Origin of the sequence: Streptomyces sp. NPDC047525 (assembly GCF_040643025.1) — a bacterium.
In the GTDB taxonomy this organism is placed as follows: domain Bacteria; phylum Actinomycetota; class Actinomycetes; order Streptomycetales; family Streptomycetaceae; genus Streptomyces; species Streptomyces durmitorensis.
Genome location: NZ_JBEYTL010000010.1, coordinates 120,117 through 141,595 on the forward strand (window position 1 = coordinate 120,117; position 21,479 = coordinate 141,595).

Sequence of the window (21,479 nt, forward strand, 5' to 3'; positions counted from 1 at the left end):
GTGATCACCACCGCCGTGGCGCCTCGCGCGGACCCTAAGGTCTGCCCCATGGATTCCAGTTCTGTGACCAGGACGGTCTCCGTCACCCGTATGAACTCCGGGGACCACGCCTGCCTCGGATTCGACGACGACGAAACCCGCTGGGAACTCCGCGCCGCGTACGCCGACATCGGCCTCTCGCGCGGCGAGCAGGTGATCTTCTTCACCGATCGGGCGACCACTCCCGCCCTCGCGGCCGAGCAGCTGAGTTCCAGCGGCTTCCCGCTGGGCCCCGCACTCATGGACGGACGTCTCGCCGTGGTCAACGAAGTCCCCGGCTACGACCCGGCCAACGGTTTCGACCCGGCCGAACGGGCCCAGACCTGGGTGGAGCTGACCGACAAGGCCCGCCACGACGGCTTCTCCGGGATCCGCGTGGTCGGCGACATGGGCTGGGCCGCCGAACCGGGCGTCGACCAGGACCTCCTGGTCGACTACGAAGCCGGGCTCTCGCCGCTCTTCGCGGAGATCGGGTTCACGGCCATCTGCGAGTACGACCGGCGCAGGTTCGGCAAGAGCCTCCTGGGCCGGATCCGCGACGCGCACCCCAAACGGGTCCTGCGGCGCCTCGGCGCCCTGGACGTCACACGGACCGGCACCGAGCTGCGGGTCGCCGGAGACGTCGACCTCGCCACACGCGAGGAGTTCGACTCCGCGCTCGCACACGCGTTGGCCGACCCCGGCCGCTCCGACGGCTCCGACCGCTCCGACCGCCCCGGCGTGCTCGACCTGACCGAGCTGTGCTTCATGGACGTGCACGGCGCGTCGACGCTGGTGCGGCTCGCGGGCAGGCTCCCCCTCGGCCACCTCCTCACGGTGCGCTGCCGACCCGAGCAGGACAAATTGATACGGCTCTGCGGAGCCGCCGTAGTGCCACAACTCGTCCTGGGCGAAGGGTGATCCGCGCAGTGATCCTCAACCGCGGCATCGGCAACGACGACAACGGCGGTGACCCGGCCCCACACCGGGAGCACCTCCACAGCACCCTCGCCCCCGCACCGGGCAGGAACACACTCCTCGAACTCCCCTTCACCATGGCCGACTTGGCACGCCTGCGGCTCCAGGTCATCCGGCGCGCGGAGGACGCGGGCCTCTGCGAACCCCGGCTCAGCGACTTCGTGCTCGCCGTGCACGAGGTCGCGAGCAACGCCGTCGTGCACGGCGGCGGCAAGGGCCGCCTCCATCTCGCGCACACGGACGAGGGGTTGCGGTGCGTCATCACGGACAGCGGCCTCGGACCGAACCGGCCGAAGCCGTGCGAGTCCGCCACGCTGCCCGAGGCGGACGAGGCCGAGAACGGCCGGGGCCTGTGGCTGGCCCAGGCCCTCACGGACCACTTCGACGTCACGGCCTGCGCGGCCGGGACCAGGGTCACACTGGTGGCGCTGCTGTCCTGAGCGGCAGGGCCCGACGGCCACCGCCACCCCCACCGCTCACGCCGAAGCCCGCTCGACCAGCGTCGGGCGGAACACCGTCGAGAGCGGCGAGTCCCCCGGCTGCTTGATCCTCCCCAGCAGCAGCCGGGCCATCTCGGCGGCCATCTCCTCCACCGGCTGCCGGACCGTGGTGAGCGCGGGCTCGCAGGCGCGGGCGGCCTCGCTGTCGTCGAAGCCGACCACCGCCACGTCCTGCGGCAGCCGCCGGCCCGCCCGCAGGAGGGTCTGCAGCGCGCCCTGCGCCATCAGGTCCGATGCGACGAACACGCCGTCCAGGTCGGGGTGTTCGGACAGGAGCCGCCGGGTCGCGTCGGCGCCGCCCACCCGCGTGAAGTCCGCCTCCGCCCAGGGCGCGCCGGTGATGCCGTGTGCGGCCAGCGCGTCGCGGAAGCCCTCCAGGCGCTCCTGGGCGGCCGGCATGTCCTGCGGCCCTGCGATGGTGCCGATCCTGCGGCGCCCCTCGGAGACCAGCCGGTCGACGGCCATGCGCGCCCCGGCCCGCTGGTCCACCTCCACGTACGGCAGCGGGACCGTCCCGGCCGGACGCCCGGCGAGCACGGCGGGCAGGCCGGTCTCCGCGAGCAGCCGGGGCAGCGGATCGGAGGCGTGCGAGGAGACGAGCACCGTGCCGTCCACATGGCCCTGCCGCAGATACGACAGGAACTGCCGGCGCGAGGTGTCGTCGTCCACCAGCATCAGGACCATCTGGACCCCGGCCGGGCGCAGCACGTCCAGGAGCCCGCCGACGACCCGCCCGAAGTGGGGGTCGGTGAACATCCGGCCGACGAAGGGGGCCTCGACCGGCCGCCGCTCGCGCTCGGACACCACCAGGGCTATGGAGTCGGTCCGCTGGGTCACCAGGGAGCGGGCGGCCTGGTTGGGGACGTAGCCGGTGGCCTCGACGGCCTCCTCCACCTTGCGGCGCAGCACCGGGTCGACGGTGGGCGCGCCGTTCACGACCCGGGAGACGGTGGCGCGCGACACCCCCGCGGTGCGGGCCACGTCCTCCAGGGTCACCGGGCGGGCGGGGCGCAGGGCGTCGGCAGTCACGGGGTCTTTATAGCAACCGCGTGGGCCGGGCGTTCGGGTCTCTGCCCCTGATGTCGCGTCAACTGTCTTCGCAGACCAGGCCGTTGTCACCCCGCACACCCCACGGGGACATATCGCCCACGTGCGAGCGATTGTCGCCAACTCTCCCACAGAGTCACCTAGTTGACTTCTCTCCACCGAGTCGGTGCGACATCGTGCGCACCCCCTTGACGCGCCTTGTCACAGACACAACTATCCAACGCGAGAGAGCGCTCTCTCAGCGATCACCGTTCATGTTCTGAACTCAAACCGAACGCCTGCGGCACCGCTCTGCCCCAACTCACTCCGGAGCGGTGCCGCCCCCACCACCAGCACCTCGGCGAACCAACCGCCCAGCTATCAGGGAGACTTGCCATGTCTGAGCACCTGCCCGCGCCCGCCTCGAGATCCACCCTCTCCCGCCGCACCGCCCTGGCCGCCGCCCTGGCGGTCCCGGCCACCGGTCTGCTCGCGTCCCAAGCGGTCGCCGCTCCCGACGCGCCCTCGTCGCAGGCGCCCGCAGCCCGCCGCCCGCAGCCCGCGAACGCCGCCGCTCCCGACTTCGGCCCGAACGTCATCGTCTTCGACCCGTCCACCGGGGGCATACAGGCGAAACTGGACGAGATCTTCAAGAAGCAGGAGTCGGCGCAGTTCGGCTCGGCCCGCTACGCCCTGCTGTTCAAGCCCGGCACGTACAGCGGCCTCAACGCCCAGATCGGCTTCTACACCTCGATCATGGGCCTGGGCCTGACCCCCGACAACACGCACATCAACGGCGACGTCACCGTCGACGCGGGCTGGTTCAACGGCAACGCCACGCAGAACTTCTGGCGTTCGGCGGAGAACCTCTCCCTCTCCCCGGTCAGCGGCGCCAACCGCTGGGCGGTCTCCCAGGCCGCCCCGTTCCGCCGCATGCACGTGCGCGGCGACCTGAACCTCGCCCCCAACGGCTACGGCTGGGCCAGCGGCGGCTACATCGCCGACAGCCGGATCGACGGCACCGTCCAGCCGTACTCCCAGCAGCAGTGGTACACCCGTGACAGCTCGATCGGCAGCATGCTCAACGCGGTGTGGAACATGGTCTTCTCCGGCGTGGAGGGCGCTCCTGGCGACTCGTTCCCGAACCCGCCCTACACCACCCTGAACAACACCCCGTACTCCCGCGAGAAGCCCTTCCTCTACCTCGACGGCGGGGAGTACAAGGTCTTCCTTCCCGCCCTGCGCACCAACGCCCGCGGCACCAGCTGGGGCAGCGGCACCCCGCAGGGGCAGTCCCTCTCCCTCTCCGCCTTCTACGTCGCCAAGGCGGGGGACAGCGCGGCCACTCTCAACGCCGCCCTCGACCAGGGGCTCCACCTCCTGCTCACGCCCGGCATCTACCACCTCGACCGGCCGATCGAGGTCAAGAAGGCCAACACCGTGGTCCTCGGCATCGGTTACGCCACCCTCATCCCGGACGGCGGGGTCACCGCGGTGAAGACCTCCGACGTGGACGGGGTGCGCCTGGCGGGCTTCCTGGTCGACGCCGGACCGCAGAACTCCGCGACGCTCGTCGAGGTCGGCCCGAAGGGCGCGAGCGCCTCGCACGTCGGCAACCCGACCACCGTCCAGGACGTGTTCGTCCGCATCGGCGGGGCGGGCGCGGGCAAGGCCACCACCAGCCTGGTGGTCAACAGCCGCCACACCATCGTCGACCACACCTGGGTCTGGCGCGCCGACCACGGCGAGGGCGTCGGATGGGAGACCAACCGGGCCGACTACGGAGTGGTCGTCAACGGCGCCGACGTGCTGGCCACCGGCCTGTTCGTGGAGCACTTCAACAAGTACGACGTGCAGTGGAACGGCGAGCGCGGGCGCACGATCTTCTACCAGAACGAGAAGGCGTACGACGCCCCCAACCAGGCCGCGATCCAGAACGGCAGCATCAAGGGCTTCGCCGCGTACAAGGTCGCCGACTCCGTCACCACCCACGAGGGCTGGGGCCTCGGCAGCTACTGCTACTACAACGTCGACCCGAGCATCGTGCAGGAGCACGGCTTCGCCGCCCCGAGCAAGCCGGGCGTGAAGTTCCACCACCTGCTCGTCGTCTCGCTCGGCGGCAAGGGTCAGTACGCGCACGTCATCAACGGGATCGGTGCTCCCACTTCGGGCTCCGACACGGTGCCGTCCACGGTGGTCTCCTTCCCCTGAACCGCCGGACGCCCCCCACCAGTTGCCCGCCACCCGCAAGGAGAGCAGCATGCGCTCCGGCACCTCACGAAGAAGCTCCGGCACCTCCCGGAGAAAGAGACTCACCCCGCTCGTCGCGCTCGCCGCGGCCTGCGCCCTGACCCTGCTGCCAGGTGTCGCCTCCGCCGCTCCGGCCGACCCGCCGGGCGCGGTCGCCGCCGCGGCCTGGGACACCGACCGCGCCGCCGAGGCGTACACCACGGACCCGGCATCGGCGACCGCGTCCGGCAACGAGGCCGGCACCCCCGGCCCCGGCGCCGCCTTCGACGGCAACGCCTCGACCCGCTGGTCCAGCCAGTTCGCCGACAACGCGTGGATACGCGTGGACCTCGGCGCCACCCTCCGCGTCGACCGCGTCGTACTGGACTGGGAAGCCGCCTACGGCAAGAAGTACGTCCTGGAGGCGTCGAAGAACGGCACCGACTGGACCCCCTTCTACACCGAGACGGCGGGCACGGGCGGCTCCTTCACCGCCCACACCTACCCCCAGGAAGTGACGGGCCGCTACGTCAGGATGCGCGGCGTCGAACGCGCCACGCCCTACGGCTACTCACTGCACGCCTTCAAGGTCTACGGCGGCGAACCCGCACCGGCGTCGACGACCCGCTCGAACCTCGCCCTGAACCACCCCGCCCGCTCCAACCGCTATCAGCACGCGGGCAATTCACCGGCCTTCGTGACCGACGGCGGCTGGCCCGACGGCCTCAAGGCTGATCAGACCCGCTGGTCGAGCGACTGGAACGCCAACCGCTGGGTCTCGGTCGACCTGGGCGCGCGCTCCACCATCGACACCGTGGACCTGTACTGGGAGGCGGCCTACGCGGTCGACTACGAACTCCAGGTCTCCGACGACGACCAGACCTGGCGCACGGTCCACAAGCCCTCCGCCGCGGAGGTCGCCGAGCGCCGGGCCGACGTCAAGTCGCCCGGCGACGCCGTGGGCCGGCACGACAGCGTGCGGCTCTCGCAGCCCGCGACCGGCCGCTATGTGCGGATGCTCGGCAAGGAACGCCGGTCGTTCTACAACCCGGCCCCGGCCACCGCCCAATTCGGCTACTCCCTCTACGAGTTCCAGGTGTGGGGCACGGGCGGCAGCGCGTCCGCCGCGTATCCCGCGCTGCCGGGCGAGCAGTCGGGGGCGTACAGGACGACGTTCTTCGACGACTTCACCGGCGCGAGCCTGGACCGCTCCAAGTGGCGCGTCGTCAGAACCGGGCAGGAGATGGGGTCGGTCAACGGCGAGTCGCAGGCCTACGTCGACTCCACGAACAACATCCGTACGGAGAACGGCAGTCTGGTCCTCGAGGCCGACTACTGCGACAACTGCACCAGCGCGGGCGGCGGCACCTACGACTTCACCTCGGGCCGCGTCGACACCAACACCAAGTTCGACTTCACGTACGGCAAGGTCAGCGCCCGCATGAAGCTGCCGGTCGGCGACGGGTTCTGGCCCGCCTTCTGGATGCTGGGCAGCGACGTGGACGACCCGGACGTCTCATGGCCCGCCTCCGGCGAGACCGACATCATGGAGAACATCGGCTACGCGGACTGGACGAGCTCCGCGCTGCACGGCCCCGGATACTCGGCGGACGGCAACATCGGCGCCCGCCAGACCTATCCGAACGGCGGCACCGCCGACCAGTGGCACACGTACGCGGTGGAGTGGACGCCGACGACGATGCGCTTCTCCGTCGACGACCGCATCGTCCAGGAGACGACGCGCAACAAACTGGAGTCCACCCGCGGCGAGTGGGTCTTCGACCACAACCAGTACGTCATCCTCAACCTCGCCCTGGGCGGCGCCTACCCGGCCGGCTGGAACAAGGTCACCCAGCCGTACTGGGGCCTGCCGCAGTCCAGCGTCGACAAGATCGCGGCGGGCGGGGTAAAGGCGGAGATCGACTGGGTGCGGGCGGAGCAGAAGGGCTGACCCCTCCTCCGCTCTCCCCTCCCTCGCCCTCCTCCCTCTTTCTCACTTCGAACCGATCGGAGCCCCCGTGACCAGACACCCCGCTCCCCCGAAGCCGGAACCACCCCGTCACCGCCGTCGCCGACTGCCCATGGCCTTGCTGGCGTTGGTCCTGCCGCTGCTCGGCGTCACGCTCCCCGAGAGCGGCGCGCAGGCGGCGGCCGCACCCAAGGCGGACGTCGTGCGCGTGGCCGAGTTCCTGGCCGAGTGTCCCGCGAGCCACCGCGCGCCCGACGACCCGATCATCTTCCCCGGACTGCCCGGCGCCTCCCACATGCACAGCTTCTTCGGCAACACCTCGACCGACGCCCACTCCGACCTGGACAGCCTGGACGGCTCCGCCAGCACCTGCGCGCCCGACACCGACCTCTCCGCCTACTGGGTGCCGACCCTGTACGAGGGCAACACCCCGGTCGAGCCGACCGGGACCACTTTCTACTACCTCGGCGAGGGGGTGCGGGACGACATCATCGCCAAGACCCGGCCCATACCCCGCGGCCTTCGCATCGTGGCCGGGAACGCCAAGGCCACCGGGCCCGACGACAACACGATCTCCCGCTGGTCCTGCCTGCACCACGGCGAGGTCGGCTCGTCGCCCGACTTCGTCAACTGCCCCGCCGGATCGATGCTGGAGTCCTACCTCGACTTCCCGCAGTGCTGGAACGGCAAGGATCTCGACTCCGCGGACCACAAAAGCCACATGTCCTACCCGGTGAACGGCGCCTGCCCCGCCACTCACCCGGTTCCCGTGCCCAAACTCCGTCAGGTCCTGCGCTACCCCGTCAACGGCGACCCGTCGGACCTTCGCCTCGCCTCGGGAGCGGGGTACACGATGCACGGCGACTTCATCAACGTATGGCCCGAGGAGGAGATGGAACGCCGGGTGCGTGACTGCATCAATCCCATCGTCAAGTGCGGTGCCGACGGGCGTCCCTCCTGACCGACGCGCCCCCTCGGCGTCTCGGCCCTTCAACTGCGCATCTCCTCAAGCCCCGTGCCCGGCCGGACTCCCCTCCGGCCGGGCACGGGCCCCCGCCCACCGGAAGCCCTCATGAAGCCGGCACCCGCCCTCCTCGCGTCTTCACTCGTCCCTTCCCTGGCCCTGTCCCTCTCCTTGCTGCTCGCCGGATGCTCGGAACCTGCCACCCCGCCGGCGGCCCCCACCACCTCCGCAAGCCCCTCCCTCTCCGGGGCCACCGCCACCGACTCGGGCTGGATCCAGCTGGTGATCCCGATGGACGACCAGGCCGAACAGCTTCTCGCGCTCGCCGCCGACCGTGCGTCGGCGGCGGATCTGGCTGGCTGGGCGGCAGCCACGACCAAGGAGCACCGCGCTGAACTCGCGCTCCTGAAGCCCCTGTTGCACCGCATGGGCCTGCCCGACACCAATGTGCACCAGGGCCACGACATGCCCGGCATGGTCACCGAGCCCGACCTCGCCCGTGGCCGTCGGCTGACCGGCGCGGCCTTCGACCGCTTCGTCCGCCAAGAGCTCCGTGACCACCTCAGCCACTCGGGGCGCGTCTCGCGCTCCGCCGCACGCTCGGCCGGCAGCGCTGAGGTCCGGCGCCTCGCCGCCCGCATCGCCGACACCCGCGCCGACCAGCTGAAGGCACTGCCCGGTTAGCGATGCCCACAGGGTGCAACGGTTCGTACCAACTCCGCACTTGTGTGCGGACGGTGAAGGGAAGTCGGAGTAACGTCACGCCTGTGCGATTGGAGCGGCTGTTTGAAGGCGGCCGTCGCGCACTGGGTGGCGACGGCCGCCCGGGGCGCGAGGAACGAGGCTCCCCCTCGTCGCTTCCTCGCGCAGTGCCCTCCATGGGTGAGATGCGGGAATTCCCACCACGAAGGGCTCTGGCAGGAGCCGCTTCGTCGGTGATGCGGCTCCTGCTGGCCCGCAGGGAGGGTCCACTCGGCGCCGCGTGGAAAGGGGTAGGACGGCTACCGGTGTGACCACGGAGCTGCGTCCTAACTCCATTGCCGAGGATAAGACTTCCGCTCGCATGATCGGAACGGCTGCGAACAGCCTCTTTGTCACGGCCTCCCGCCTGGGGCAACCGTCAGAGCGGACGGGGTCTCAGCCCCGGCGGGTCGGGAGGCGCGTTTCCGGTGAGGCGCGCGATCAGGTCGACGCACAGCTCACGCAGCTTGACGTTGCGGTTCTGGGAGGCCTTGCGCAGGATCGCGAACGCCTGCCCGGCCGAGCAGCCCTGCTGGGCGATGACGACGCCGATGGCCTGGTCGATGACCCCGCGGTGGTGCAGGGCCTGCTGGACGTCGTCCGTGAACTGCTTGGAGTCGGTCATGCGCCGGGCCAGGGCGATGGCGCCGGTGGCCTGCGCGGCCAAGGCGCGCAGCGCGGTCAGGTCGATGTCCTCGAAGCCGTACGGCTGGGGCGAGTAGAGGTTGAGGGCGCCCGCGGTGCCGGTGCGCGCGGCGATGGGGAAGGACAGGGAGGAGCGGGCGCCGCAGGCCATGGCGTGCGCGGGGTACGGGGCCCAGCGGCGTTCTTCCTTCATGTCGACGATGCGGATCTCCGTGCCGGTGCGCAGGGCCTCCAGGCACGGGCCCCGGTCGAGTCCGTACTGCTTCTCGTCCAGGGCGGGGGCGTTGGTGCCCGCGCTGGACACGGTGAGGAACCGGCCCTCGGACCGCAGGGTGATCCCGCAGCCGTTGGCCTTCGGGGCGTGCGTCATCGCCGCGACGGCCAGGGCGTGCAGGAAGCCGTCGAGGGTCTCGGTGTTCAGGAGCAGGTCGACGATGCGGGCGCTCTGCTGGGCAGGGTCGCCGGGGTCGGCGGTCATCGGGAGGTCCGTCCCGCGGGTGGCACCCGGCGTCGGACGAAACCGTGGGAATGCGCCGCCCTGTCCACCCTCCTCCTGCGGCTTTGCGTCCACAAGGCTGCGTCGGCAGAGGAGACGGCACGGTGGTGAGTGCCCGGTGGTTCCGGCCGGGCGGAAATTGCCGGGCGGACGTCACCGCCCCCTGCTAGCGTGCCCGGCATGAAGCGCGCTGCGATGACGACGACGCCGGAGAGTGTCCCGGCGCGCTGACCGATGTCCTAGTCGAAGCCCCGGGGCGAGTGCCCCGGGGCTTCGCCGTGCGGTCACTCGCCCGATGTATCGACGTATCGATGTATCGACGTACGCGAGGAGACCACCATGCACGACCACCGCAAACTCGGCCGCGAGCTCGACCTGTTCGACACCGATCCGCTGATCGGCGCGGGCCTTCCGTACTGGCTGCCCGACGGCGCGGCCGTGCGGCACACCCTGGAGGAGTACATCCGCACCGCCGAGCGAAGGGCGGGATACCGGCACGTGTACTCGCCGGTGCTCGGCAAGCGGGAGCTGTACGAGATCTCGGGGCACTGGTCGCACTACAGCGAGGACATGTACCCACCGATGGACCTCGGCGGCGAGCAGGTCGTCCTGCGGCCGAGCCTGTGCCCCCACCACGCGGTGATCTACCGCTCGCGCTCCCACAGCTACCGCGAACTGCCGCTCCGCATGGCCGAGTTGGGCGGCATGTACCGCTCCGAGCTCTCGGGCGTGCTCGGCGGCCTCACCCGCGTCCGGGCCATCCAGCTGAACGACGCGCACATCTTCTGCGCCCCGGACCAGGTCGCCGACGAGGCATGGTCCGCCCTGGAGATGATCCGCCGGGCGTACGCGGCGCTCGGCATCACCCCGGCCCGCTACCGGCTCTCCCTGCCGGGCCCCGGCGGGAAGTACGTCGCCGCCCCGGAGATGTGGCGGCGCTCCACCGCCCTGCTGACCGAGGTCCTGGACCGCTCCGGCCTTCCCTACGAAGCGGCCGAAGGAGAGGCCGCGTTCTACGGCCCCAAGATCGACGTCCAGTTCACCGACGCCGCGGGCCGGGAATCCACCCTGTCCACCGTGCAGATCGACTTCCATCAACCGGACCGCTTCAACCTGCACTACATCGGCGCGGACGGCGCGAAACACCGCCCGGTGATGATCCACCGCAGCATCATCGGCAGCGTGGAGCGAGCCGTCGCTCACCTCGTCGAGCAGCACGGAGGCGCCTTCCCCGCCTGGCTTGCCCCCACCCAGCTGGCCGTCCTGCCCATCTCCGAGGCCGAGTTGCCGAACGCCGAGGCGCTCGCACGGCGCTGCGGGGAGATCGGGCTGCGGGCCGAGATCGCCGGGCCCGAGCGCGGCACCCTGGGCGCCCGCGTCAGAGAGGCCCGCCTGGTGCCCTACCAGGCCGTCATCGGCGCCAAGGAGGCCGCCGACGACCACGTCGCCCTGCGCCTGCGCGACGGCCGCCGCATCGACCCGCAACCGGCCGACGCTCTGCTCGCCCGCATCAGCGCACTCGTCGAGGCCCACAGCACCGCCCTGTGGGACACCCCGCCCGCCTGAGGCACCTGCGGCAACGGCGGATGCCTGACGGAACTCTGGGGCGGACGAGACCGAAGCTGCGGGTCAGCGGCCCTTGTCCGCAGGCTCCCGGCGCAGGCCGCGTACCGCGAGCCGTACGCACAGCAGAGCCAGCGGCACCTCTACGCAGACCGCCATCACCAGGGCGGTCACGGTCTCGGCACCCGGCGCCGCGGTCAAGGTGTCGAACCAGGCGTCCACCAGGAGCAGCGCGGCCACCGCGGCGGCGGTCAGCACATGGCGGGGGTCGCGCCGCGCCCGCAGCAGCCCCGTCGCCGCCAGGCCCGCCGCGAGCGCCGCGTCCAGGCCCGCCCAGGCCAGCGGCCAGTGGTGTGCCTCGGCCGTGGAGGGAAGCGTCACCGCGAGTACGGCCAGCCACGGGACCAGCGCCGCGCCCGCGACGACGAGGGCGGTCGACAGCGACGGCCTCCGCGGCCGGAACGTACGGAGCGTACGGAGGGACGTGCTGGAGGGGGGCGGTGCGACGGCGGTCATGGAACCGGAACTCCTTCCGACCCGGGTCTCGGGTACGTGCTCAAGCCTGGTCGTCCGGCCGCCCGAAATCAGTAACGCAAGGATCCGTCTCATGGTGGTGCCAGCTTCACCATCGGCTCGGGCACTGCGTTGATGGCCCGCCCCGACCAGGCCCTCTACCGTTTCGTGCCATGGCAAAGTCGATTCCGTCCCGGCCGGGGGTGCCTCTCGCGCTGTCCGTGGCGGCCACCGCCCTCCTCCTCACGGTGCTCAGCGGTGCGCTGCCGGGCCCGCGCCGCAGCCGTAACCGCACCCGGGAGCTGCAGCGGCGCGTCCACGACCTGGCGGCGAGCAGGGCCGGGGCCCTGGACGCGGCCGACACCGAGCGCCGCCGTCTCGAACGAGAGCTGCACGACGGAGCCCAGCAGCGGCTGATCTCCCTTGCCATGAACCTGGGCCTGGCCCGCGCCGTCCTCACCGATCTGCCGCCCGGCGCCAAGGACGCCATCGACCAGGCGCACCGCGAGGCGAAGGAGGCCGTCGAGGAGCTCAACAGCCTGGTGCGGGGGCTGCATCCGGCGGTCCTCGACGACCGGGGCCTGGACGCGGCGCTCTCCGGGATCGCCGCCCTCGCACCGCTCCCGGTGACCCTCACGGTGGACATCTGCGAACGGCCCGCGCCCACCGTGGAAGCGGTGGCGTACTTCGTGGTCTCCGAGGCCCTCGCCAACGCCGTCCGGCACGCCCGCGCCACGCACGTCGCGATACGTCTGCGACGCCACGACGACCTGCTGCGGATCAGCGTCGCCGACGACGGCGTCGGCGGCGCGGACCCCGAGCGGGGCGCCGGGCTTGCCGCGCTCGCGCGGCGAGTAGGGTCGGCCGACGGAACCACCCTGATCAACAGCCCCCTCGGGGGCCCGACAACCATCGCTGTGGAGTTGCCGTGCGGGCTGTAATCGCGGAGGACTCGGTCCTGCTGAGGATCGGACTCGTCAAGGTCCTCGAAATGGCGGGCTTCGAGGTCGCCGCCGAAACCGGCGACGCCCAGGCCCTGTTGGCGGCGGTCGACAAGCACCGGCCCGAGCTCGCACTCGTCGACGTACGGATGCCGCCCGGCTTCACCGACGAGGGCGTGAAGGCCGCCCTTGCGATCCGAAGCCAATGGCCGGACACCGCGGTCCTGTTGCTGTCCCAGTACGTGGAGGAGCGCTACGCCGCCGATCTCCTGACCACCCAGGCGGGCAGCTTCGGCTACCTGCTCAAGCAACGGGTCGCCGACGTCGAGGAGTTCATCGACGCGCTGCGCCGCGTCGCGGCCGGCGGCACGGCCCTCGACCCGCAGGTGGTAGCCCAACTGCTCCTGCGACGCGGCGGCAACGACCCGCTGGAGCGGCTGACCCCCCGCGAACGCGAGGTGCTTTCACTGATGGCGGAGGGGCGTTCCAACACCGGTATCGCCGAGCGTCTCGTGGTCGGCGAGAGCGCTGTCGCCAAGCACATCAACAACATCCTCGCCAAACTGGACCTCGGGCAGGCCGAGGGCGACCACCGCCGCGTCCTCGCGGTACTGCGCTTCCTGGAAGGCGCTTGACGGCAGGTCAGCTGAGCACCGGACCGCCGTCGGCGCGGTGGACGCGGGTACGGCGGTGGTCCAGGTGGACGAAGGTGCGGTGCAGCCAGCGGTCACGGCCGTCGTAGCGGGGCGTGAACGCCGTCCGCCCGTGGATGGCCACGCGGTTGTCCACGAACGCCATCTCCCCCGGCTGCAGCACCAGTTCCGTCGCAACATCGAGGAACACGTCGCGCAGACGCTCCAGGGCGAGCTTGCCCGCGTCGTCGCGCGCGTGGGTCGCGTGGAAGTCCACCCGGACGTTCGGGTCCGCGGGGTCCCCCTCGAGCACCGCGTGCACCGGAGTGCTGTCACCCGCCCCGAAGGAGGGCGGCGGTTCGGTGACGAACGCGGGGCTCCGGAGCTGCTCCAGGTCCTCGTCGGACAGCAGCGGGAGCGCCTCGCGGATCGACGACGTCAGGGTTCCGGCGGCCCCGGTGTGGTCGCCGCGCAGGCACAGCAGCCCCACGTAGTCGGGCCTGTTCCGGTGGAACGCGTTCTCCACGTGCAGGTCCAGCGGAATGGAGCCCGCGTTGCTCTGCTCCGTCTCCTGGCCGGGCACGGGCACCACGTTCTGCACCAGCGCGCCGGTCTTCTCCTCGCGGAAGGACGCGATCTCCCCCAGGTGCAGGCTGAGCAGGACGGCCACGGCCGCGGGCACCGTGGCCGCGCGCTCCACCGACCCGGCCACCGTCGGCGTGGGAGGCAGCTCCGTGTCACCCACCGGCAGGTTCCTCAGCGTCATCAGGCCGCCGGAGCCCGGATCGTGGCGGAAGCGGCGGATCGCGGCGCGTACGCCCGCCGGAAGACCGCTGGACAGTGCGCGCGCCTGGTCCAGCCATGCCAGGTCGTCGACCAGCCGGGAGCCGGTGCCGGCGAGCACCGTGGCGAGCCGTGCGATCTCGTCGCGTTCGGTTCCGTCGAGTGTGGTGTCGAGGGGCCGCGTCGTGGGAGCCTGGGCCGTCGTTGCCATCGTCGTCGTCCTTTTCCTCTCGTGTTCCCGATGCCTCACGGTCCACCGCGCCCCCATATTTGTTCGATACGAGGGTGAAGCCAGCACCACCATGAACTCGGGTACTGGCGTTGAGGACCCGGGCCCGCACGCCGACCAGACTCGTCTTTGTCACCTCACGAGGAGGTGCGGAAAGAGGTTGGGCGCGATGTACACCCTGTCGACGCGAGAGACGCCGGAATCCGGCCGGTTCCCCCTCCTTGGCACGTGCTGGTCGCTGCGGTTCGCGTCCGCTTCCAGGGGGCGCGCGGCCCTGGAGGTCTACTGCGGTGACGAGCTGCTGGACATCGTGGTGCCCACGTCACTGCGGCCCGGCCTGCTGCGCGGCGCCCACACCGACGCGTGCGACGGACATGAACTGACCTTTGCCTGGGGCGTGTTGGCGGAGGGCAGCGATGTGCCGCCTGAGCAGGTGACCTTCACGCGCGGCAGGCTGCGCGCGACGCACCGCGACCGGGAGGCGACCGCGGTGCGCGGGGCGTTTTGGATCTCCGTGTCGGAGGGCAGGCATCACAGCGTTGCCGTCACCCGCGCCGACGGCACAGTCGAGCGCCGCCGGGTGTACCGCGGGAGCGCCGACGCGAGCGGCTGACAGCACACTGCACGTGCAGGGTCCTGCCAGATCGGAGCCAATCATTCCGCCCTTGCTCTCGCACAGAATTGTTGCTGCCGGACCGGTCCGGCAGCCGCAATCAGCAGGGGGAACAGTGGAATTCCGGATTCTCGGCCCAGTAGAGGTATGGGACGGCACGAGGCGGGTCGCCTTGGCCGGCACGAAGATGCAGACCGTCCTGGCGGCACTGTTGCTGGCGCGCGGCCGCACGGTGTCCGACGACCGTATGAGCTCCTTGCTGTGGGGATGGGAACCCCCGACCACGAGGAACGCACAGATATGCACCTACGTGTCCCGCCTGCGCAAGCAACTCGGTCCGGACGTCGAGCTGGTGAGGCGCACGCCCGGCTACTTCATCCGCACCGGGCAGGCCCGCCTGGACCTTCTGGAGTTCGACCGCCTGGCCGAACGCGGCCGCCACGCCCTGGACCTGGGTCTGTACGGAGAGGCGTCGGCCCTTCTCAGGTCGGCGCTCGGCCTGTACCAGGGCTCGCCCCTCGCCGACGTGACCGACTTCCTCGCGGACGCCGAGCGTCCGCGTCTCGAAGAGGCACGGGCGACCGTCCTTGAGCAGCGGATCGAGGCGGATCTCGCGCTCGGCCGGCACCGGAGGCTCGTGCCCGAGCTGACGGGCCTCGTCCTGGAGCACCCCGTACGCGAGAGGCTGCGGGCGTTCCTGATGATCGCGCTGTACCGCTGCGACCGGCAGGCCGACGCCCTGTCGGTCTACCGCACGGGGTGCAGGGTCCTCGCCGATGAACTCGGCATCGACCCGGGCCCCGCGCTGACCCAGGCCCACCAGGCCGTCCTCGACGGCAGCCTTCCGTACGCCGACGATCTGCCGCATCTGCACCTGGCGTCCGCGTAGGACGTGGAACCCCGCGCCGCGTGCTCCCTCCCCGGGCCGGGGAGGGAGCACGCGGCGTTCAGCTCGCCTGCGCCGGCCGTGCGGTGAGCAGCCCGACGATGGACTCGATGGTCGGATGGTCCCAGGCCAGCGTCGGCGAGACAGGTATGCCGAAGGTGTCCTCGATGTCGCCGCAGAGCGTCAGCGCGTACAGCGAGTCGAGGCCGTACTCGACGAGCTTGACGTCCACGGCGATGTCGGCGGCCGGGCATTCGAGGAAGAACGCCACCCGCTCCCGCAGCCAGTCGCTCAGCTCCTGGGCTTCGGGGGGCGTCGTGCGGTCGTGCTGCGGAACGGTGGAAGTCATCGTGCGGCTCCTTCGGTGAATGAGACGGGTGAACAGGGGTGCCGGGGGCGTGCCCGCGAGCGTGAGAGGGGTGGTGATGCCGGCGGTCATGCCAGCCGCCGGCCGATCAGGTCGAAGCCCGCGTTCTCCTCGTGGCGCCTGGTGAGCTCCTCGAAGACGGCCTCGGTGTCCATGACCTGTGCGGGGGCGTGCCCGAGGCGGACGGTCAGCCGCTGGAGGGCCATCGCCAGCCACGCCGTGTCCCGCAGGAAGGGACCCGCACGGTCGCGGTTGTGCTGCCAGACGCCGAGACAGGCGGCGGCCGCGGCCAGTACCGCGTACCGCTCCGCCGTCTCGAAACCCCGTGGCCCCGCCAGCGGCGTACGGTCGCGCGGGGCAAGCGCCAGGCAGTCGTCGCGCAGGGCCCGCAGTTCACCGGTCAGCCGCTCGCACAGCGGGCCGAGGACCGGGTCCGTACGGAACTGCTCGGATGCCTCCGGCAGGACCGCGAGCAGTCCGTCGTCGGCGCCGGCCGTGATCTCCAGGGACCGGAAGTCCAGGTCGTCGAGGGGCTCGCCGATCCGGAACAGCGAGGCGGGCGCGGGCTCCGTCACGAACCAGCTTCGGCGCGCGGGCCGGGTCAGCTGGGGAACGATCGTCGCCTGGCACACGGTGGCCCCCGAGTGGGCCAGGGAGCCGACCGGCAGATCCCGCAGATGCTTCTGGAAGATCCCGTGAGGGCCCTCCCGCAGGAAGGAGCGGGCGCCGAGGACCGTCGCCAGGCCGTCCATGGCCTCCTGGGTCAGCAGCGGGACGAGGTACTTGGCCGCCGGGGCATACAGGCTCGTCATCCGGGGCAGCACGTGCAGCGCACGGCACACGGTGGTGGACAGACAGTCGGCGATCAGCAGGTCGACGAACGCGCCGGTCAACACCGAGCGGACATGCGGGAGTTCACTGGTGTACCGGCCGTACAGACGGCGCCGCGTCGCGAACGTCGTGACCGTGCGCAGCTGCGTGTCCAGTGATCCGAGCGTGGCGCCGGTCAGCACGGCCTTGGTGACCTGAAAGGCCCGCAGCACTGTCTCCAGCGCTCCGCCCTCCTCCCCCACCAGTGCCGATCCGGGGAGCGGGCAGTCGTCGAAGTCCACTCCGCCGAGGTGGATCGCCCGCAGCCCCGAGGAGCGGAACCGGGGCAGGAAGCGCAGCCGTTCGCGCGGGACGGAAGCCATGTCGAGCAGGAACAGCGAGTGGCTGCGGCTTCCGGGCTCGTCGCTGCTGCGGGCGAGGACGGTGACGGCGTGCGCCCGCGTCACGTTGTTGATCACCTCCTTGCGGCCGGAGAGGGCCCAGCCGTCCGGCTGCCGGGTGGCTCTCACCCGCGAGGCGACCAGGTCGTGGCCGGTGGCCAGTTCGGTGTACGCCCCTGCCGTCTGACCGCCCGACAGGAGCAGGTCCGCCATCCGGCGGTGCTGCTCGGGGGATCCGGCGGACCAGACCGGGGCGGACGCGATGAGGTTGATGGCGCCGTGTCCCAGGCCCAGCGAGCCGTCACGGCGGAACAGCGGCCGCAGCACGCGCGCCAGTTCGTCCGCCTGGCGCAGCCGGCCGCCCAGAGCGCGCGGCACGAATTCGGCGCCGAGCCCGAACGAGTCCAGCAGGGCGCGCCCCGCAGGCAGCGGATCGCCCCGTTCATCCGCGGCGAGGAAGGCGACGTAGCTCAGGGGGTTGTCCGGATCCAGGGGGTCTCCGAGGAGATGCTCCAGGGGCTCCGGCATGTCCGGGTCGGCGAGCGCCGGCGGGTGTCCTGGCAGTGTGGTCATCGGTGGTCCTCGGGGTGCGGGTAGGGCAGGAGGGAGGGCAGCCGGCCCGCGGCGTGCTGGGCGAGGAGCGGCACCGCGATTCGTTCGTACACGTCGGTCGTGCCGCCGTCCGTACCGTCCGTCGGCGGGCGTTCCGGGTCGAGCCGGTGCAGCAGACCGGTGAGACAGGCTTCGAGCCACAGGGCGGACTCCCACAGCCCGGCCGTGACCGGGTCGTCGATGTCGCTCCGGTTGTTCAGCCACAGATGGATCGCGGCCGACGCCGCGAAGCACAGGGCGTACCGCTCGGCCAGGACGAAGGCCTCCGCCGGGACGTCGATCGCGGTCGGCCGGTGCGCGGCCAGCTGGTCGTGCAACGTGTCCGTGGCCTCCCGCAGCCGCGCGGCCAGAGCGCCGAGCGCAGTGGGGACTTCGCCCATGGCGGCCAGCTCGAGCAGCTCGTCGCAGGCGGCGGGCAGTGCCTGGACCGGGCTGCAGCCGGTCCGGGTGAGCAGGTCGAGGCGACCGGGGTCGAACCCGGGCAGCGGCTCCCGCAGCGTGGTGGCCGCGTAGAGTCCCGCGCTGTCCACCCGGCCGCGCCGGTATCCCCGTACCAGCTGCGGGAACTGGTTGATCAAGGAGTGCAGGTTCACGACGGTGTTGCCGTCGAAGATGCCCACGATGCGGTGGTCGCGCTGCACCTTCTGGAAGCGGCCGTGCCGGTAGGTGTCACCGACCAGCAGGGAACGCGAGCCCATGACACGGGCCAGCCGGCCCAGGAGCCTCTCCACCAGCGTCGGCACGAAGAACTTCACGGCGGACGACGCGGACGAGAGCTCTCCGGTCAGCGTGTGGATGCCGCGCCCCGCGACCAGCGAGACCGCCTCGGCAAGCAGCAGGTCGGCGTAGGACTCGGTGATCAGGCGCCGGGTCTGCGGCAGATCGATCAGCTTGCGGCCGTAGTTGGTCCGCTCGTGGGCGTACGTCAGGCTCATCCCGAGCGCCTGGTCGGCGGCGCCCAGCGACAGCGAGCTGCACAGCGTGCGCGTCAGCTGCAGGCTCTTGACGACGGTCTCCACGCCTTCGCCCACCCGCCCGACCAGCGCGGACTCGGGCACGTCGGCGCCGGAGAAGGCGATGCCGCTGATGTCCGCGCCGCGGATTCCGTGCAGCTTCACGGCGGGCAGTGGGCGGACCCGGCCCGGCGCCACGGCGTCCTTGTCGACCAGCAGCAGGCTGAAGCCGCGCGGCCCGCCGTCCGGTGACGTACGGGCGAGCACGCAGACCAGATGCCCGCGCGTGGCGTTGTTGATCAGCCACTTCTCGCCGGTGAGGCGGTAGCCGCCGACAGTCCGCTCGGCCACCACCTCGCCCGCCAACAGGTCGCTGCCGTGGTCGCGTTCGGTCAGTCCCCACGAGACGACCGCCCCGTCGGCGATGCGCTCGCCGAGGCGGGCGGCCTGCTCCGGATCGCCGCTCACCCAGAGGCAGACCGCACCCAGGTAGGTCTTCCCGTGCGCGATGGCGACCGTCAGGTCGCGGCGGGCGACGGCCCGCATGAGCTGGATCGCCTCGTCGTACCCCTCAAGGGCGCCTCCGTGGGCCGCCGGGACATAGGCGCGCGGCAGACCGAGCACATCGAGTTCCCGGCAGATCTCCAGCGGGAACACCTCGGCGTCGTCCAGGGCGCCGCTGCGGGCGTACGAGAAGAGCCTGCCGGGATCGTCCGGGTCGCCCAGACGCTCGTCGAGGCGGAGGGCCGCGGCGTACGCCGGGGGGACCGCGCGGGGAGTCCGGACATCGTGCCCGTCGGTTCCCGCTGCCGTCCGCGTCCGTGCCGAGATCATGCGGCGCCGCCCTGGGCGCGGTACCGGCGGACGATCCCGGCGTCGAGGTCCTCGTGGACGGGCTTGAGGGCCTCCGTCATGAACAGGTCCCGCATCAGCGAGCGCTGCACCTTGCCGCTGCTGGTGCGGCGCACGTGTCCGGGGCGCAGCAGGACCACGTTCGAGACCCGCACTCCAAGGAGTTCGCCGAGCTCGGCGCGGACCTGCCGGGTCACCGCGGCGTGGTCGAATTCCGTGCCCGCGGGCACCCGGAACTCCTGCATGACCACGATCTCCTCGCGCTCGTCGCGCTCGGCGGGCACCGCGCACACGCAGGTCTGCAGGCCCTCGAAGGCCTGGTGCAGCGTGGAGACCTCGCGTTCGATGTCGTGCGGGTACAGGTTCCGGCCACGGACGATGAGGACGTCCTTGATCCGGCCCGTGACGTACAACTCGCCGTCGTGCAGGGCCCCGAGGTCACCGGTGCGGACGAAGCCGCCCTCGCCGCCCGCGGTGATCGCGTCGAAGGTGCGGGCGGTCTGTTCGGGGTTGCGCCAGTACCCGGCGGTGATGCTTCTGCCACGGACCCAGATCTCGCCCACCATGCCGGCGGGCAGCTCGGCGGCCGACTCGGGGTCGACGATCCGTACGTCCAGGTCCACCACCCGGCCGCTGCTGACGAGCTGCCGGACGGACTGACCGGCGGGCGACGGCGTGAAGACGTTCTTCTCCAGGTCCGCCACGTCGACGGTGGCCACCACGGGACCGTGCTCCGCCGGGGTACCCGCGACGAAGAGGGCCGTCTCGGCCATGCCGTAGCAGGGCTTCAGGGCGGCCGGGTCGAAGCCTGCCGCCGCGAAGCGGGTGCTGAAGCGCTCCAGGGTCCTGGCGTCGATCGGCTCGGAACCGTTGAGGGCCCAGCGCACGCTGGAGAGGTCGAGACCGGCGAGCTGCTCGTCCGTGATGTGCTTGGCGAGCAGGTCGTACGCGAAGTTGGGCGCGGTGGTGAAGGTGCTGCGGTGCTCCTGGATCAGCTCGAACCACAGGCGGGGGCGGCGCAGGAAGTCGATCGGCGAGATCAGCACGACGCTCGCGCCCAGATACAGCGGCGAGAAGAGCATGCCGATCAGGCCCATGTCGTGGTAGGGCGGCAGCCAACTGCACGCCCTGGTCTCCTGGTCGGGGCCGAGCGCTGTCTCGATCAGCCACAGGTTGTGCGCGAGGGCCCCGTGGGTGAGGAGGACTCCCTTGGGGTCGCTGGTCGAGCCCGACGTGTACTGAAGGACGGCGACCTTGTCGTCGGGGAACCGCGGCGGCTCCGGCAGGTCATCGGCGGCGCCGAGGTCCACGGTGTCGGTGGCCACGCAGGGCAGCAGCCCCAGACCCGCGTCCTGGAGGAACTCCTCGGCCGCGGCCAGATGTCCGGAGTCGGTGAGCACCATGGACACATCGGCGTCCCGTGCCACCCCGGCCATGCGCGCGCCGCGCCGTCCGCCGCCGCTCGGCGCGGGGGCGGGGACGGCCACGACCCCCGCGTACAGGCAGCCGATGAGCACCTTCACGAAGTCGAGGCCGGAGGGGTAGAGCAGCAGCACGCGGTCGCCATCGGCGCAGTGGCCGCGCAGCCATCGCGCGACCGCGCGGGCCTCGTCGCGTAGTTGCCCGAACGTCAGCCGCTCCTCGACGCGTTCGTCGCCCTTCGGCCGTACGAAGATGACGGCGTCCTTGGCCGTCAGCGCGCGTGCGTTGCGTTCGAGGCGCGTCACCAGGTTCTCGAGAGGCAGCTCGGACATAGGG

The 21,479-nt window shown here is 71.4% G+C and carries 18 protein-coding genes and 1 pseudogene; 11 read left to right on the forward strand and 8 right to left on the reverse strand.

Annotated features, from left to right (window positions below):
- The first annotated feature begins 48 nt into the window (after nucleotides 1–48).
- Together ABZ833_RS28580 and ABZ833_RS28585 are read left to right on the forward strand one after the other, a co-directional pair.
- Complete coding sequence (locus tag ABZ833_RS28580; protein WP_361052094.1) at nucleotides 49–939, forward strand: MEDS domain-containing protein; 891 nt, start codon at nucleotides 49–51, stop codon at nucleotides 937–939.
- A gap of 8 nt (nucleotides 940–947) precedes the next feature.
- Complete coding sequence (locus tag ABZ833_RS28585) at nucleotides 948–1,436, forward strand: ATP-binding protein (RefSeq protein WP_361052097.1); 489 nt, start codon at nucleotides 948–950, stop codon at nucleotides 1,434–1,436.
- Nucleotides 1,437–1,472: 36 nt separating this feature from the next.
- Here the strand turns inward: ABZ833_RS28585 and ABZ833_RS28590 are convergent, their stop codons facing one another.
- Entirely contained in the window at nucleotides 1,473–2,525 is a 1,053-nt protein-coding gene (locus ABZ833_RS28590; RefSeq protein WP_361052100.1) for a LacI family DNA-binding transcriptional regulator, read from the reverse strand.
- 393 nt (nucleotides 2,526–2,918) lie between these two features.
- Here ABZ833_RS28590 and ABZ833_RS28595 point away from each other — a divergent pair, with 393 nt between their 5' ends.
- The 4 genes from ABZ833_RS28595 to ABZ833_RS28610 all read left to right on the forward strand — a co-directional run bounded on the left by ABZ833_RS28595 (nucleotide 2,919) and on the right by ABZ833_RS28610 (nucleotide 8,368).
- Nucleotides 2,919–4,733, forward strand: a complete 1,815-nt coding sequence (locus tag ABZ833_RS28595) for a coagulation factor 5/8 type domain-containing protein (RefSeq protein ID WP_361052103.1) — start codon at nucleotides 2,919–2,921, stop codon at nucleotides 4,731–4,733.
- A gap of 49 nt (nucleotides 4,734–4,782) precedes the next feature.
- Nucleotides 4,783–6,702: a discoidin domain-containing protein gene (locus ABZ833_RS28600; RefSeq protein ID WP_361052106.1), complete on the forward strand. Its 1,920-nt coding sequence runs from the start codon at nucleotides 4,783–4,785 to the stop codon at nucleotides 6,700–6,702.
- A 130-nt stretch (nucleotides 6,703–6,832) separates the two neighbouring features.
- Nucleotides 6,833–7,681, forward strand: coding sequence for a DUF1996 domain-containing protein (locus ABZ833_RS28605; RefSeq protein WP_361052409.1), 849 nt, complete (start codon nucleotides 6,833–6,835; stop codon nucleotides 7,679–7,681).
- 111 nt (nucleotides 7,682–7,792) lie between these two features.
- Nucleotides 7,793–8,368: a DUF305 domain-containing protein gene (locus tag ABZ833_RS28610; protein WP_361052109.1), complete on the forward strand. Its 576-nt coding sequence runs from the start codon at nucleotides 7,793–7,795 to the stop codon at nucleotides 8,366–8,368.
- 436 nt (nucleotides 8,369–8,804) lie between these two features.
- Here ABZ833_RS28610 and ABZ833_RS28615 read toward each other — a convergent pair whose 3' ends face one another.
- Nucleotides 8,805–9,548: a GAF and ANTAR domain-containing protein gene (locus ABZ833_RS28615; protein WP_361052112.1), complete on the reverse strand. Its 744-nt coding sequence runs from the start codon at nucleotides 9,546–9,548 to the stop codon at nucleotides 8,805–8,807.
- Between the two features lie 333 nt (nucleotides 9,549–9,881).
- On the opposite strand from ABZ833_RS28615, the gene thrS reads away from it, so the two are divergent.
- Complete coding sequence (gene thrS, locus ABZ833_RS28620) at nucleotides 9,882–11,132, forward strand: threonine--tRNA ligase (RefSeq protein WP_361052412.1); 1,251 nt, start codon at nucleotides 9,882–9,884, stop codon at nucleotides 11,130–11,132.
- A 63-nt stretch (nucleotides 11,133–11,195) separates the two neighbouring features.
- Here the strand turns inward: thrS and ABZ833_RS28625 are convergent, their stop codons facing one another.
- Complete coding sequence (locus tag ABZ833_RS28625) at nucleotides 11,196–11,645, reverse strand: LPXTG cell wall anchor domain-containing protein (protein ID WP_361052115.1); 450 nt, start codon at nucleotides 11,643–11,645, stop codon at nucleotides 11,196–11,198.
- 284 nt (nucleotides 11,646–11,929) lie between these two features.
- Here ABZ833_RS28625 and ABZ833_RS28630 point away from each other — a divergent pair.
- Together ABZ833_RS28630 and ABZ833_RS28635 are read left to right on the forward strand one after the other, a co-directional pair.
- Nucleotides 11,930–12,583: pseudogene (locus tag ABZ833_RS28630) on the forward strand (histidine kinase); the annotation flags it as partial.
- Nucleotides 12,571–13,218, forward strand: a complete 648-nt coding sequence (locus tag ABZ833_RS28635) for a response regulator transcription factor (protein ID WP_361052118.1) — start codon at nucleotides 12,571–12,573, stop codon at nucleotides 13,216–13,218. The pseudogene ABZ833_RS28630 and the gene ABZ833_RS28635, both read left to right, overlap by 13 nt.
- A gap of 7 nt (nucleotides 13,219–13,225) precedes the next feature.
- Here the strand turns inward: ABZ833_RS28635 and ABZ833_RS28640 are convergent, their stop codons facing one another.
- On the reverse strand, nucleotides 13,226–14,209 hold the full coding sequence (locus ABZ833_RS28640; protein ID WP_361052121.1) for a TauD/TfdA family dioxygenase: 984 nt from the start codon (nucleotides 14,207–14,209) through the stop codon (nucleotides 13,226–13,228).
- 187 nt (nucleotides 14,210–14,396) lie between these two features.
- Here ABZ833_RS28640 and ABZ833_RS28645 point away from each other — a divergent pair, with 187 nt between their 5' ends.
- Complete coding sequence (locus ABZ833_RS28645) at nucleotides 14,397–14,840, forward strand: hypothetical protein (RefSeq protein WP_361052124.1); 444 nt, start codon at nucleotides 14,397–14,399, stop codon at nucleotides 14,838–14,840.
- Between the two features lie 172 nt (nucleotides 14,841–15,012).
- Nucleotides 15,013–15,729 (forward strand): AfsR/SARP family transcriptional regulator, encoded by a 717-nt coding sequence (locus ABZ833_RS28650; protein ID WP_361052127.1) that lies wholly within the window; start codon nucleotides 15,013–15,015, stop codon nucleotides 15,727–15,729.
- Between the two features lie 58 nt (nucleotides 15,730–15,787).
- Here the strand turns inward: ABZ833_RS28650 and ABZ833_RS28655 are convergent, their stop codons facing one another.
- The 4 genes from ABZ833_RS28655 to ABZ833_RS28670 all read right to left on the reverse strand — a co-directional run bounded on the left by ABZ833_RS28655 (nucleotide 15,788) and on the right by ABZ833_RS28670 (nucleotide 21,475).
- Entirely contained in the window at nucleotides 15,788–16,075 is a 288-nt protein-coding gene (locus ABZ833_RS28655; RefSeq protein WP_361052130.1) for an acyl carrier protein, read from the reverse strand.
- An 86-nt stretch (nucleotides 16,076–16,161) separates the two neighbouring features.
- Entirely contained in the window at nucleotides 16,162–17,877 is a 1,716-nt protein-coding gene (locus ABZ833_RS28660) for an acyl-CoA dehydrogenase (protein ID WP_361052133.1), read from the reverse strand.
- The gene (locus tag ABZ833_RS28665) at nucleotides 17,874–19,703 is read right to left on the reverse strand and encodes an acyl-CoA dehydrogenase (RefSeq protein WP_361052136.1); all 1,830 of its coding nucleotides are present in this window, start codon (nucleotides 19,701–19,703) and stop codon (nucleotides 17,874–17,876) included. Before ABZ833_RS28665 ends, ABZ833_RS28660 begins: the two co-directional genes overlap by 4 nt.
- The gene (locus ABZ833_RS28670) at nucleotides 19,700–21,475 is read right to left on the reverse strand and encodes a fatty acyl-AMP ligase (RefSeq protein WP_361052139.1); all 1,776 of its coding nucleotides are present in this window, start codon (nucleotides 21,473–21,475) and stop codon (nucleotides 19,700–19,702) included. Before ABZ833_RS28670 ends, ABZ833_RS28665 begins: the two co-directional genes overlap by 4 nt.
- Between the last annotated feature and the right edge of the window lie 4 nt (nucleotides 21,476–21,479).

Excerpts from the sequence above, each read along its gene's own strand:
- ABZ833_RS28580 (WP_361052094.1), top strand. The coding sequence starts at position 49 with ATGGATTCCAGTTCTGTGACCAGGACGGTCTCCGTCACCCGTATGAAC.
- ABZ833_RS28595 (WP_361052103.1), top strand. The coding sequence starts at position 2,919 with ATGTCTGAGCACCTGCCCGCGCCCGCCTCGAGATCCACCCTCTCCCGC.
- ABZ833_RS28600 (WP_361052106.1), top strand. The coding sequence starts at position 4,783 with ATGCGCTCCGGCACCTCACGAAGAAGCTCCGGCACCTCCCGGAGAAAG.
- ABZ833_RS28605 (WP_361052409.1), top strand. The coding sequence starts at position 6,833 with ATGGCCTTGCTGGCGTTGGTCCTGCCGCTGCTCGGCGTCACGCTCCCC.
- ABZ833_RS28610 (WP_361052109.1), top strand. The coding sequence starts at position 7,793 with ATGAAGCCGGCACCCGCCCTCCTCGCGTCTTCACTCGTCCCTTCCCTG.
- ABZ833_RS28615 (WP_361052112.1), bottom strand. The coding sequence starts at position 9,548 with ATGACCGCCGACCCCGGCGACCCTGCCCAGCAGAGCGCCCGCATCGTC.
- ABZ833_RS28625 (WP_361052115.1), bottom strand. The coding sequence starts at position 11,645 with ATGACCGCCGTCGCACCGCCCCCCTCCAGCACGTCCCTCCGTACGCTC.
- ABZ833_RS28640 (WP_361052121.1), bottom strand. The coding sequence starts at position 14,209 with ATGGCAACGACGGCCCAGGCTCCCACGACGCGGCCCCTCGACACCACA.
- ABZ833_RS28645 (WP_361052124.1), top strand. The coding sequence starts at position 14,397 with ATGTACACCCTGTCGACGCGAGAGACGCCGGAATCCGGCCGGTTCCCC.
- ABZ833_RS28655 (WP_361052130.1), bottom strand. The coding sequence starts at position 16,075 with ATGACTTCCACCGTTCCGCAGCACGACCGCACGACGCCCCCCGAAGCC.
- ABZ833_RS28660 (WP_361052133.1), bottom strand. The coding sequence starts at position 17,877 with ATGACCACACTGCCAGGACACCCGCCGGCGCTCGCCGACCCGGACATG.
- ABZ833_RS28665 (WP_361052136.1), bottom strand. The coding sequence starts at position 19,703 with ATGATCTCGGCACGGACGCGGACGGCAGCGGGAACCGACGGGCACGAT.
- ABZ833_RS28670 (WP_361052139.1), bottom strand. The coding sequence starts at position 21,475 with ATGTCCGAGCTGCCTCTCGAGAACCTGGTGACGCGCCTCGAACGCAAC.